Genomic DNA, 14,692 nt, shown 5'->3' with positions numbered 1-14,692 from the left:
CTCCCGATACCGGGGCACGCGCAACGCGCCGTCGGGCCCGGTCGGTACGGGCACCCGCCAACGGCGGCGTCCGCACGGCCGCGCTCGTGTGACGGGGTGATGGCAACGACCCCGCGAACACCCCCTGTCCGTGAGATGAACGCGGCTCCTCCGCTTCTCCGCGACCCGTCGGGTGCCCCGCTCGCTTCCGTGTCGCGGCCTGCGCTATCAGGCCGCTATGCGGCTTCGGCAAGATCAGCGTCGCAGGTCCGGTGACGGCACGCGCCGGGCATGACGAGAAGCGCCCCAGCCGGTGCGCGGCCCACGGAAGCGGGCGTCCGCGAGGTCCGGTGACTGATGGTCCTGCTCGGCGTGAAGGAGTCCGGAGACACGATGGCGCACCCAACCGGTACGGGATCACCGCTGCTGTGGACACTGGCCGGCGGCGGCAGGGAATCGCTGGCGGCCGGAGCGCGCGAGCTGCGCGCGTACCTGGCCGGCCATGACGACTGGAGCCCGCGGGACATCGCGTTCACCCTCGCCCACCGCGCCGCTGAGGGAAGCAGGCGGGCCGCGCTGGTGGCGCAGGACCGTGACGGATTCCTGGAGCGGCTGGACGCGCTCGCCCACGGCAGGAGCATGCCCGGTCTCGTGGAGGGGACCGGGGGCCCCCACCGGCGGGTCGCCTTCGTGTTCTCCGGACAGGGCGCCCAGTGGCCCCGGATGGCGGTGGACCTGCTCGACACGTCCACGGTGTTCCGCGACCGGATGGACGCGTGCGCCCAGGCCCTGGAACCCTTCATCGACTGGTCGCTGACGGACGCGCTGCGCGACCCGGACGCGCCGGACGCACCCGCGGCGGACCGGGCCGACGTGGTGCAGCCCGTGCTGTTCGCCGTGACGGTGTCACTGGCCGCGCTGTGGCGCTCCCACGGCGTGGAACCGGACGCGGTACTCGGGCACAGCGTCGGTGAGATCACCGCCGCCGAGGTCTCCGGCGCGCTCTCCCTGGACGACGCCGCCCGGGTCGTGGCCCTGTGGAGCCAGGCCCAGGCGACCCTGGCCGGACAGGGGGACATGGTCTCCGTCATGGCCCCGGTCGACGAGGTGGCGCCACGACTGGAACGCTGGGACGGCCGCCTCGTCGTCGCCGCGCTCAACGGCCCGCGGTCCGTGATCGTCTCCGGCGACCGCGACGCCGCGGCCGAACTGCTCGCCGAACTCGCGTCGGACGCCGTGCACGCGCGCAGGATCGCGGTGGGCCTGGCCGCCCATTCCCCCCAGATCGACACGATCGTCCCCCGGATGCGCGCCGACCTCGCGCCGATCCGGCCCCGCACACCGAACCTGCCCTACTACTCCGCGCTGACCGGCGGACGACTGGACGTCCCGGTGCTGGACGCCGACTACTGGTGCCGCAATCTGCGCGGCACCGTCAGATTCCAGCAGGCGGCCGAGGAGCTGCTGCGGGACGGCCATGACGTACTGCTGGAGGTCAGCCCGCACACCGTGATGACCGCTGCCCTCACGGACACCGCGCGGGAGCACGGATCGCGCGCCGCCGTCCTCGGGACGCTGCGCCGGGACCAGGGCGGCCCGGGCCGGTTCCTGACCTCGCTCGGTGAACTGTATGTGCGCGGTGTGACACCGGACCGGGAGGCGCTGTTCGCCGGACAGCGCGCCCAGCTGCGGGAACTGCCGCTCGCGGCCCTGGCGGAGCCCGGCCCGGCGGACATGACCCCGTCGGGTGACGGCGACGGGCAGCGGGACGACGGCGTCGCGTTCCATGCGGAGCTGGTCTCGATGGACGCGTCGGAGCAGCGCGCCGCGCTGGCAAGGCTGGTGGCGGGAGAGATCGCCGCGCTGACCGGGCGGTCCGATCCGGTGCCCGGCGATGTGGCCTTCCTCGACCTGGGATTCGACTCCGTCACCGCGGTGGAACTGCGCAACCGCCTCAGCGCGGCGACGACGCTGCGCATCCCGGCGACGGCCGTCTTCGACTGCCCGACCCCGGATGCCCTGGCCGAATACCTGCGCGCCGAACTCGTCGGTGACCGGCCCGACCGCGACACGGACACGGTCGTGCCGGCGCGGGCCCGGGACGACGACCCCGTGGTGATCGTCAGCATGGGATGCCGCTACCCGGGCGGCGTCAGCAGTCCGGACGAACTCTGGGAACTGGTGTCGGCCGGTGCCGACGCCGTCTCGCCGCTGCCCGACGACCGTGGCTGGGACACCGCCGGACGCTACGACCCCGCACCGGGCACGCCGGGCCGGTACTACCAGCGCGAGGCGGGATCACTCGCCGACGCCACCGAGTTCGACGCGGAATTCTTCGGTATCTCACCGCGTGAGGCGCTGGCGATGGACCCCCAGCAACGGCTGCTGCTGGAGACGGCCTGGGAAGTGCTGGAGCGGGCCGGGATCGACCCGGCCACCCTGCGACGGACCCGGACCGGTGTCTTCGTCGGGGCGATGACGATGGACTACGGACCCCGTCTCGAACAGGGCGCCGACGCCGGCGGCCATCTGCTGACCGGCAACACCGGAAGCGTCGCGTCGGGCCGGCTGGCCTACACCCTCGGTCTGGAGGGAGCGGCTGTCACCGTGGACACGGCGTGCTCGTCGTCGCTGGTGGCACTGCACCTGGCGGTGCGGGCCCTGCGTTCGGGCGAGTGCACGCTGGCGCTCGCCGGTGGTGCGACGGTGATGTCCACGGTCGGCATGCTCGTGGAGTTCAGCCGCCAGGGCGGTCTCGCCCCGGACGGCCGCTGCAAGGCCTTCGCGGCGGCCGCCGACGGCTTCGGTCTGGCCGAAGGCGTGGGGATGCTGCTGGTGGAGCGGCTGTCGGACGCGCGGCGTCTCGGCCATCCGGTGCTGGCGGTGGTGCGGGGCTCCGCCACGAACCAGGACGGCGCGAGCAACGGCCTGACGGCGCCGAACGGTCCGTCGCAGCAGCGGGTGATCCGTGCGGCGCTGGCGGACGCCGGGCTGGCGGCGTCCGAGGTCGACATGGTGGAGGCGCACGGCACGGGGACCCGGCTGGGTGACCCGATCGAGGCCCAGGCGCTGCTCGCGACATACGGACAGGGGCGCCCCGCCGAACGCCCGGTGTGGATCGGCTCGTTGAAGTCCAACATCGGACACGCCCAAGCGGCGGCCGGTGTGGGCGGAGTGATCAAGTCGGTGCTGGCGCTGCGGCACGGGGTGATGCCGAAGACCCTGCACGTGGACGGTCCCACACCGGAGGTCGACTGGTCGGCGGGGGCGGCCGAGCTGTTGACGGAGGCCCGTGCGTGGGAGGACACCGGCCGTCCGCGCCGGGCCGGTGTGTCCTCCTTCGGCATCAGCGGCACCAACGCCCACGTGATCGTGGAGTCCGCGCCGGTCGGGACCCCGGCCGTGCCGGTGGCGGATGCCCAGCGGCCCGGTGCGGTGGTGTGGCCGTTGTCGGGGCGGGACGGTGCGGCGTTGCGCGGGCAGGCGGCGGCGTTGCACGCGCGGGTACTGGCGGAGCCCGGGTTGGACGTGGCGGATGTCGGTCACTCGCTGGCGGTGGGGCGTTCGCGCTTCGCGGAGCGGGCGGTGGTGGTCGGGTCGGACCGTGACGAGCTGCTGGCCGGTCTTGCGGCGTTGTCGCGGGGGTTGCCCGCGGCGGGTGTGGTGACCGGTGCTGGTGGGGTGGTGTCGGGTCGTTCGGTGTTGGTGTTCCCGGGTCAGGGTTCGCAGTGGGTGGGGATGGCTGCGGGGTTGTTGGACGGGTCGGTGGTGTTCGCGGGGCGGATGGCTGAGTGCGAGCGGGCGTTGGCGCCGTATGTGGACTGGTCGTTGTCGGAGGTGTTGCGCGGGTCGGGGGTGCTGGCCCGGGTGGATGTGGTGCAGCCGGTGTTGTGGGCGGTGATGGTGTCGCTTGCGGAGGTGTGGCGTTCGTTCGGTGTGGTGCCGGATGCGGTGGTGGGGCATTCGCAGGGTGAGATCGCGGCGGCTGTGGTGGCGGGTGGTCTGTCGTTGGAGGACGGGGCGCGGGTGGTGGCGTTGCGGAGTCGTGCGGTGGGTGCGCTGGCGGGCCGCGGCGGCATGGCGTCGGTGCCGTTGCCGGTGGATGTGGTGCGGGAGCGGATCGCGTCCTTGGGTGGTGGGTTGTCGGTGGCGGCGGTGAATGGTCCGTCGTCGACGGTGGTGTCGGGTGACGCGGACGCGGTGACGACGCTGGTCGACCAGCTCGTCGAGCGGGGGGTGCGGGCGCGTCGTATCGAGGTGGACTACGCCTCTCACTCGGCGCATGTGGAGGAGATCCGCGAACAGTTGTTGTCCGATCTGGCGGGGATCACCCCGGTGTCGGGTTCGGTGCCGTTCTTCTCGACGGTGACGGGTGGCTGGTTGGACACGGCGTCGTTGGACGTTTCGTACTGGTTCCGGAATCTGCGGGAGACGGTGCGGTTCGGGGAGGCGACGCGTGCGTTGTTGGGGGAGGGTTTTCGGTTCTTCGTGGAGCCGAGTGCGCATCCGGTGCTTGCGGTGGCGGTGGGGGAGTCGGTGGAGGCCGCGGGTGTGGAGGCGGCGGTGCTGGGGACACTGCGGCGCGGGGAAGGCGGCCTCGAACGGCTGCTGCTCGCGCTGGGCGACGCGTATGCGCAGGGCGCGCCGGTCGACTGGGAGCACCTGTACGCGGGGACCGGGGCCCGGCGGGTGGAGCTGCCCACGTACGCCTTCCAACGCCGGCGCTACTGGCTGACTGCCCCCGCCCTCGTCCCGGCTTCCCCCGCCGAGGACCGCTGGGACGATCTGGAACTACAGGACCCCGCCCGGCTCGCCGAGGCGCTGGGGGTCGGCCGTGCCGCGCTGGACGAAGTCCTGCCCGCCCTGGCGACCTGGCGTCGCACGAGAACCCGTGAGCGCCGGGCGGACTCCTGGCGCTATCACGTCGCCTGGTCACCCCTCCCGATCGCTCCGGTGGACGGTCTCGTCGGTCGCTGGCTCGCCCTGCGTCCTGAAGGCGACGCCGCGGCCGCCGTCCTGGACACCCTCGGCGACGCCGGGGCCGATCTGCTCCAGTGTGTCGTTGCCGACCCGGGCACCAGTAGGGAGCAACTGGCCTCGCTGCTCACCAAGGAGGTGGGGGAGCAGCCGATCGCCGGGGTGCTGTCGCTGCTGTCCTGGGAGGAGCGCACCCATCCCGAGCACCCCGACCTCCCCGGCGGTCCGGCGCTGACCCTCGCGCTGGCCCAGGCACTGGAGGACGCCGGGATCGGCGCCCCGCTGTGGACACTGACGACGGGAACGGCGGTTCTGGGCGGTTCGGAACGGCCCGGACACGTCGGCCAGGCCGCGTCCGCCGCCCTGGGCCGGACGCTGGCACTGGAACACCCGCACCGCTGGGGCGGCTCGGTCGATCTGCCCGAGGTGCTGGACGCGCGTGCCGCCCGCCGCTTGTGCGCGGTGCTCGCGGGAGCCGCCGCCGACGAGGATCAGGTGGCGGTGCGGTCCACCGGGGTCCATGGGCGCCGTCTCCGGCCCGCCGCACCGGCCCCGCCGAAGGCCCGTACGGACGACCCGGCCGCCCAGGTGCCGCCCGGCACGGACTGGCACGGCACCGTTCTCGTCACGGGTGGCACCGGTGGTGTCGGTTCGCACACGGCGCGCTGGCTCGCGGGCCAGGGGGCGGAGCGGCTGCTGCTGGTCAGCCGTCGCGGCGCCGGGGCACCCGGAGCGGACGAACTGCGGGAGGAGCTGACCGCGCTGGGCGTCGAGGTGGCCTTCGCGGCCTGTGACGTCGCCGACCGGGCCGCGCTGGCGGAGCTGGTCGCGGACATCCCGGCGCGGTACCCGCTGTCCGCCGTCGTCCACGCGGCGGGCGTACTGGACGACGGCGTGCTCGACGCCCTGGACCCCGGGCGGCTCGCCGCCGTGCTGCGCGCCAAGCTGACCGCCGCGCGCAACCTCCATGAGGTCACCGCGGGACTCGCTCTGTCGGCCTTCGTGGTGTTCTCGTCGGTGATGGGCGTCGTGGGCAGCGCGGGGCAGGGCAACTACGCGGCCGCCAACGCCGCTGTCGACGCGCTCGTCGCCGCCCGCCGGGCCACGGGACTGCCCGGGACGGCCGTGGCCTGGGGCGCCTGGGCCGGGCGCGGAATGCTCGCGGACGGTGTCGCCGAGCGGCTGCGGGACTTCGGCATGCCGGTGATGGAGCCCGAGTCGGCGGTCACCGCGATCGGCCGGGCGCTCGCCGAGGACGACGCGCTGGTCCTGGTGGCCGATGTCGACTGGCGGCGCTTCGCCGCGGGCATGGGACTGCGGTCCGGCGCCCTGCTGGACGGCATACCGGCCCCGGGCACGGCGACGGCCGTCCCCGACCCCGCCGCCGCACGGTCGGCCCCGGACGCCGGCTCCGCCGGTACCCTGCGGCAACAGATCGCCGTACTGCCGCGCCATGAGGACCGGGTCCGGACCCTCACCGAGCTGGTGCGCACCCACGCGGCGGCCGTTCTGCGCCACCCCGATGCCGGGACGGTCCGGCCCGCAGTGGCGTTCTCCGCGCTCGGCTTCGACTCACTGACGGCGGTGGAACTGCGCAACCGGCTCGCCGCCGCCACCGGACTCGCGCTGCCCGCCACCGTCCTGTTCGACCATCCCACGCCGTCGGCGCTGGCCGGCCGGCTGCTCGCCGAACTGGGCCTCCCGGACCCGACGGGCGGGAGCGCGGCATCCGCCGGAGCCGAGGGGAACGGGGTGGGGGAGTCCGGCCGCGACGAGCCGATCGCGATCGTCGGCATGGGCTGCCGCTTCCCCGGCGGGGTCGAGCGGCCCGAGGACTTCTGGCGTCTGCTGTCGGAGGGCACCGACGCCGTCGGCGACTGGCCGTCGAACCGGGGCTGGGACACCGAGGGCCTGTACGACCCGGACCCCGACCGGGCCGGTACCACCTACAGCAGACAGGGCGGCTTCCTGCACGACGCCCCCGGATTCGACGCGGAGTTCTTCGGGATCTCGCCACGCGAGGCACTGGCGATGGACCCGCAGCAACGGCTGCTCCTGGAGACCGCGTGGGAGGCCGTCGAGGGGGCCGGCCAGGACCCGACCGTGCTGAAGGACCGGCAGGTCGGGGTGTACATCGGCACCAACGGCCAGGACTACTCCGCCCTGCTGGAGGGGGCCGAGGGGATATCCGAGGGCCATCTGCTGACCGGGAACACGGCCAGTGTGCTGTCCGGGCGGCTGTCCTACGTCCTCGGCCTCCAGGGGCCCTCGCTCACCGTGGACACCGCGTGCTCGTCGTCGCTGGTGGCCGTGCATCTGGCCGTGCAGGCGCTGCGGCGCGGTGACTGCGAACAGGCGCTCGCGGGCGGGGTGACCGTGATGAGCACACCGAAGCTCTTCGTGGAGTTCAGCCGCCAGCGCGGACTCGCCGCCGACGGCCGGTGCAAGGCGTTCTCGGCGGAGGCGGACGGCACGGGCTGGGGCGAGGGCGCCGGTGTGCTGCTGCTGGAGCGCCACCGCGACGCCCTGCGCCACGGCCACCCCGTCCTCGCGCTGATCAGCGGCACCGCGGTGAACCAGGACGGTGCCAGCAACGGGCTCACCGCCCCCAACGGCCCGTCCCAGCAACAGGTCATCCGCGCCGCGCTGGCCGACGCCGGGTTGCGCGCCGACCAGATCGACGCGGTCGAGGCCCACGGCACCGGTACCAGGCTCGGCGACCCCATCGAGGCGCAGGCGCTCCAGGCCGTCCACGGGCCACAGCGCCCGGCGGACCGTCCGCTGTGGCTCGGCTCCGTGAAGTCGAACATCGGCCACACCCAGGCGGCCGCCGGTGTGGCCGGGGTGATGAAGATGGTGCTGGCCATCCGGCACGGCGAACTGCCGGGCACCCTCCACGCCGGTGCGCCGAACCCGCACGTCGACTGGTCCGGCGGTGAGGTCCGCCTGCTCACCGGGCGCACCCCGTGGCCCGAGACCGGGGGCCCGCGCAGGGCGGGCGTGTCGTCCTTCGGCATCAGCGGGACCAACGCGCACGCGATCATCGAACAGGCACCCGTCACGGCGGTCGTCCCCTCCCCGGACCGGACCGACGGCCCGGCCGTACCCCCCGCGGACCCCACCGACCCGGTCCGCCCCGCCGCGGAGCCCGCCGACGTTCCGCCCGTGCCCCCCTCGAATCCCGCCGCACCCGCCACCACGGCCACCGTCCCCGCCGGCCGTACCGGACCGCCCGTGCCGCTGCTGCTCTCGGCCAGGACGCCGGAGGCGTTGCGGGCACAGGCCGAACGCCTGCGGGCCCGGCTCGACGCCGACCCGGATGTCGAACTGGCGGATGTCGCCTACTCGCTGGCCACGGGACGCGCCCCTCTCGAACACCGCGCCGCAGTCCTGGGACGGGACCCGGCGTCCGTCCGCCGCTCGCTCACCGCCCTCGCGCGGGGCACGGCGGCGGGCCCGCTGCTCACCGGCGGCGCCGGACGCCCCGGCCGGACCGCCTTCCTCTTCCCGGGACAGGGCAGCCAGCGGGCCGGGGCCGGTGCGGAGCTCTACCGCGACGACCCGGTGTTCGCCACAGCCCTGGACGAGGTGCTCACCGGACTGGACCCGCACCTCGACCGTCCGCTGCGCGACATCCTGTTCGCCGCTCCCGGAACTCCCGGGGCGCAACTGCTCGAACGCACCCGCTACACCCAGCCCGCGCTGTTCGCCCTGGAGACGGCGCTGTTCCGGCTCGTCCAGCATTGGGGGGTGCGGCCCGACCTGCTGATGGGGCACTCGATCGGTGAACTCGCCGCCGCCCACGCGGCGGGTGTGCTGGATCTGCCCGACGCCTGTGCGCTGGTGGCGGCCCGCGGCCGGCTGATGGACGCGCTGCCCGGGGGCGGGGCGATGACGGCGGTGGAGGCCACCGAGGAGGAGGCACGGCAGGCGCTGCTGGACGACCGAGCCGGGTCTGCCGCCGCGGGGCGGGGCACGGACCGGGACACGGTGGACATCGCCGCCGTCAACGGTCCCACCTCCGTGGTGCTGTCCGGTGACGGCGACGCGGTGCGGCGTCTGACCGGGGCGTTCCGCTCCCTCGGTCGGCGCACCCGGACCCTGAACGTGAGCCACGCGTTCCACTCCGCCCGGATGGAGGGGATGCTCGACGAGTTCCGGGAGGTGGCCGAGTCGCTGACCTATCATGCGCCCGGGATCGAGATCGTCTCCAATCTGACCGGGCGGACGGCCACGGCCGACGAACTCCGCTCGCCGGACCACTGGGTACGCCATGTCCGGGGCACCGTGCGCTTCCTGGAGGGAGCCCGCCGACTGCGGGCCGAGGGCGCCACGGCGTTCCTCGAACTCGGCCCCGGCGGTGTGCTGTCCGCGATGGCGCACTCCTGCCTCCCGGACCCCGGCGAGTGCGCGACGGTGCCGCTGCTGCGTGACGGCCGCGCCGAGACGGACGCGGTCCGCACGGCACTCGCCTCGTTGCATCTGCGCGGTGTACCGGTGGACTGGTCGGCGGGGTGGACCGGCACCGACGTCCGGCGGGTCGACCTGCCCACGTACGCCTTCCAGCGCCGGCGTTTCTGGCCGGAGGCCGCCCTCGACCCGGTCCCCGCGTCCTGGCGCTCCCGTCGCGCGTCCGCGACCGCCGCCGGCCTCCACCGCTACCACGTCGACTGGCAGCCGCTCACCGCGCCCGTGTCCACCCGGCTCTCCGGTCGCTGGCTGCTGGTCACCCCGGACGGACCCGGGGCCGAGGACACCGCGCTCGCCTGCGAACAGGCCCTCGCCGGACACGGCGCCGACGTGGTGGTCATCCGCGTCGGGGCCGCCACCACACGCGCGGAACTGGCCTCGGTGCTGCCGGAGTTCGGCACCCTCACGGGTGTGCTGTCCCTGCTGGGCCTCGCCGAGGGAACCCATCCGCGTCTGGACACGCTCGACGCCTGCCTCACCGGGACCCTGCTGCTGCTCCAGGCACTGGGCGACAGCGGGATCGACGCGCCCCTGTGGTGCGCCACACGCGGAGCGGTGGCCGCGGACGGCACGGAGACGGCCCGCCCCGAACAGGCCCAGATATGGGGCCTGGGCCGGGTGGCGGCACTGGAGCATCCCCGACGCTGGGGCGGCCTGGTCGACCTGCCGGAACCGCTGGACGAACCGGCACTGGACGGGCTGTGCGCGGTGCTGGCCGGACTGGACGGCGAGGACCAGGTGGCGCTGCGCGCGCCGGGACCGCTGGGCCGCCGCCTCGTCCGCGCGCGGACACCCGCGACCCCCGCGGCCACGCCGTGGACGCCACGCGGCACGGTACTGGTCACCGGAGGCACCGGAGGTCTCGGCGCCCAGGTCGCCCGCTGGCTGGCGGAGCGCGGCGCGGAGCACCTCGTCCTGCTGAGCCGCCGGGGCCCCGAGGCGCCGGGAGCCGCCGGGCTGGTCGCCGCCCTGGCGGAGTTCGGAGCCCGGAGCACCGTACTGGCCTGCGACGTCGCCGACCGGGGCGCACTGGAGCGGATCCTGGAGCGGTTGCGCGACGAGGACGACACCGTACGGGCCGTGGTGCACACCGCGGGGCTCACCACGGACAGCGCGATCACGGACTGCGCCCTGGAGGAGCTGGCCGAACGGACGGCGGCCAAGACACGCGGCGCGGCGCACCTCGACGCCCTGCTGGAGGGCCATGAGCTGGACGCCTTCGTGCTGTTCTCCTCGATCTCGGCCACCTGGGGCAGCGGCGGTCAGGGCGTGTACGCGGCGGCGAACGCCTATCTCGACGGGCTGGCGGCGGCGCGGCGCGGCCGGGGACTGACGGCGACCTCGGTGGCCTGGGGCCCCTGGTCCGGCGCGGGCATGGCGGACGGCGCGGTCGGCGACGGCCTGCGCCGCCACGGGCTGGTGCCGATGGCCCCCGCGACGGCGCTCGCCGCGCTCGGCCTGGCGCTGGAACTGGACGAGGGCCAACCGGTGGTCGCCGAGGTGGACTGGAGCCGCTTCGCGCCGACGTTCGGTTCGGTACGGGAGAGCGCGCTGCTGCGCGGGCTGCCGACGGCCCCGCCGCCCCCGGCGGCGGACGCTCCCGCCGGGCCGGGCGCGGACGGTGACCCGTCGTGGCGCCTCAGGCTGGAGCGGCTCTCCGTGCCCGAGGGCCGGAAGCTGCTGCGGGAACTGGTCAGAAGCGAGGCGGCCGCCGTACTGGGCCATGAGTCGGCCGGTGGCTTCGCGGCCGACCGCCCGTTCCGCGAGGTGGGCTTCGACTCGCTCACCGCCGTCGAACTGCGCAACCGGCTGGTCGCGGCCACCGGTCTGCCGCTCCCGCTCACCTCCGTGTTCGACCACCCGACGGCCGTCGAGCTCGGCGCGCACCTGTTCGCCGGACTGAGCGACACGGACGCCACCGCCGACCGCCCGGCGGATTCCGTCCCCGGGCCCATGGCGTCCGACGAGCCGCTGGCGATCGTCTCGATGGCCTGCCGCTTCCCCGGCGGTGTCCGCTCGCCCGACGACCTGTGGCGGCTCGTGGCCGACGGAGTGGACGCGGTCGCCGCGCTGCCGGCCGACCGGGGCTGGCCGCTGGACACGCTCTACGACCCCGACCCCCTGAACCCGGGCACGTTCTACACCACCGGCGGCGGATTCCTCGACGGAGCAGCCGAGTTCGACGCGGAGTTCTTCGGGATCTCCCCGCGCGAGGCGCTGGCGATGGACCCGCAGCAGCGACTACTGCTGGAGACCAGCTGGGAGGCGCTGGAACGGGCCGGACTCGATCCCGCCTCGGTACGCGGCAGCGAGGGCGGTGTCTACGTCGGCGTCGCAGCCCAGGGCTACGGCACCGGACCGCAGAACCCGTCCGACGAGGTCGAGGGGCACCTGCTCAGCGGCAATGTGACCAGCGTCGCCTCCGGCCGCGTCGCCTACACCCTCGGACTCGGCGGCCCCGCCGTGACCGTGGAGACGGCCTGCTCGTCCTCCCTGGTGGCGCTGCACCTGGCCGGCCAGGCACTGCGCGCGGGGGACTGCTCGTTCGCCCTGGTCGGCGGTGCCGCGGTGATGGCGAGCCCGGACGTCTTCGTGGAGTTCAGCCGTCAGCAGGGACTCTCGCCCGACGGCCGCTGCCGGTCCTTCGCCGAAGAGGCGAACGGCACGGGCTGGGGCGAGGGGGTGGGCGTACTGCTCGTCGAACGGCTTTCCGACGCACGGCGCCTCGGGCACCCGGTGCTCGCCCTGGTCCGGGGCACGGCGGTGAACCAGGACGGCGCCAGCAACGGACTGACCGCCCCGAGCGGCCCCGCGCAGCAGCGGGTGATCAGGACCGCGCTCGCCACAGCGGGGGTGTCCGGTGCCGAAGTCGACCTGGTCGAGGCGCACGGCACCGGTACGGTGCTCGGCGACCCGATCGAGGCCCAGGCCCTCCTTGCCACCTACGGTCAGGACCGGCCCGCCGAACGGCCCTTGTGGCTCGGGTCGCTGAAGTCCAACATCGGGCACACCCAGGCCGCCGCCGGGGTCGCCGGGGTCATCAAGACCGTGCTGGCCCTGCGGCACGGCCTGCTCCCCCGCACACTCCACGCCCAGGAGGCGTCGAGCCGGGTCGACTGGTCGGCGGGCGCGGTCCGGCTGCTCGCGCGCACCCGCCCCTGGGACGCCCCGGACGGGGACCGGCCGCGCAGGGCCGGCGTCTCCGCGTTCGGGATGAGCGGCACCAACGCCCACGCGATCCTGGAGGAAGCACCCGCCACCGGCTCGGCACCGCCGCCCGAAGACGTGTCCGACGGACCGTCCGAACACACGGCGACGAAGGTTCCCTGGCTGCTCTCCGCGATGACCCCCGCGGCGCTGCGCCGCCAGGCACGACGACTGGCGGAGCAACTGCGGGCCAACCCCGGCCAGAACGCCGCCGAGGCGGCCCGCGCGCTCACCACCACCCGTCCCGCCCTGCCCTGCCGGGCGGCCGCGACCGGCCGCGACCGTGCGGGGCTCCTCAACTGGCTGGACGCCCTCGTCGCGGGAGAACCCGCGCCCGACGCGGTGCGGGACCGGGTACGCGGCGGCCCTACCGCCTTCGTCTTCCCCGGTCAGGGCTCGCAGTGGGCCGGTATGGCCGTGGAGGCGCTCACCGCCTCGCCGGCGTTCGCCGACGCCATCGCCGCCTGCGGACGCGCCCTCGCCCCGTACACCGACTGGTCCCTCACCGAGGTGCTGCGCGGAGCGCCCGGCGCGCCGACGCTCGACCGCGTGGACGTCGTCCAACCGGTGCTGTTCGCCGTCATGGTCGCGCTGGCCGCGCACTGGCGCGACAGCGGGATCACCCCGGACGCGGTCGTCGGACACAGCCAGGGCGAGATCGCCGCCGCCTGCGTCGCCGGAGCCCTGTCGCTCGACGACGCGGCGCTCGTGGTGGCGCTGCGCAGCCGGGCGCTGCTACGGCTGGCCGGGCGCGGCGGCATGGTGTCGGTCGCCGCCTCCGCCGAACGGACCGCGAGCCTGCTGCCCGACGGCGGACGTGTCCATGTGGCCGCGGTGAACGGCCCCGACGCCGTGGTCGTCGCCGGAGAACCGGAGGACCTGTCCGCCCTGCTGGCGGCCTGCGCCCGCGAGGGGCTGCGCGCCAGGGCGATCCCGGTGGACTATGCGGCCCACTCGGCCCAGGTCGCCGAGATCGAGGACGAACTGCGCGGCGCCCTCACCGGGATACGCCCACGCGCCTCGGCCGTCCCGCTCTACTCGACGGTGACCGGCGAGCCCGTCGCGGGAGAATCGCTCGACGCCGCCTACTGGTACCGCAATCTGCGCGAGCCGGTCGACTTCGTCGGAGCCACCCGCACCCTGCTGGAAGCGGGCCACACCCTGTTCGTCGAGGTCAGCCCGCATCCGGTGCTGCTCGCCGGGATCGAGGCGGTGGCCGGGGACGCCGGACGTGAGGTGTCGGCGGTCGGCACACTGCGGCGCGGTGACGGCGGCCGGGACCGGCTGCTGGCCGCACTCACCGAGGCATGGGTGAGCGGCGGCGGCCCGGTGGACTGGTCGCCCTGGACGGAGGCTTCCGGTCCGGACGCCACTCCACCCCTCCCGCTGCCGACCTACCCCTTCCAGCGCGACCGCTACTGGCTGCCCACCCCGGGCCGGACCGGGGCTCCCGCCGCCGTCGCGACCGCGGCGGAGCCCGTCGGGACCACGGACGAGCACGACGAAGCACCCGCCGCACGACTGGCGGCCCGGTTGGCCCCGCTGGACCGGCAGGCACGCCGCCAAGCGGTACTCGACCTGGTCACCGGCCACGCCGCCGCAGTCCTCGGCCATACCGGGACCGGTCCGGTGCGACCCGAGCGCTCCTTCTCCGAGGTCGGCTTCGACTCGATGCTCGCGGTGCGCTTCAGGAACCGGCTGGGCGAGGCCACCGGACTGCCCCTCCCGCCGACGCTCGTCTTCGACCATCCGACCCCCGCCGCGCTTGCCGCATACCTGGACGCGGAGCTTTCCGCCACGTCCGAGCCGCCCTCGCCACTGCTGGCCGAACTGGACCGGCTGGCCGCGCTCCTCGCGGCCGTACCGCCAGGAGAGGCAGACGCCGACGGGGTCGGCGAGCGGCTGAACGAGCTGCTGCGCGGCTGGGGACAGCGCGCCGCTCCCACAGGTGGCAAGGCGCCCCCGCCCGGACCGGTGGACGACACCGCGACGGCGACGGCGGACGAGCTGTTCGCCCTGCTCGACAACAACTTCGGCACGGCCTGAGAGAGAGCTGGCA

General features: G+C 74.7%; 1 protein-coding gene. It reads left to right on the top strand.

Features of this window, described 5'->3' with window-relative positions; all coding sequences use genetic code 11:
- Nucleotides 1–372 precede the first annotated feature (372 nt).
- Entirely contained in the window at nt 373–14,679 is a 14,307-nt protein-coding gene (locus tag AB852_RS08760; protein ID WP_073787547.1) for a type I polyketide synthase, read from the top strand.
- The last annotated feature ends 13 nt before the right edge of the window (nt 14,680–14,692 follow it).

This window comes from Streptomyces uncialis, assembly GCF_001905345.1.
GTDB classification, from domain to species: Bacteria; Actinomycetota; Actinomycetes; order Streptomycetales; family Streptomycetaceae; genus Streptomyces; species Streptomyces uncialis.
Note: the sequence above shows the minus strand (reverse complement) of the source record. Positions and strands in the feature narration are given on the sequence as shown.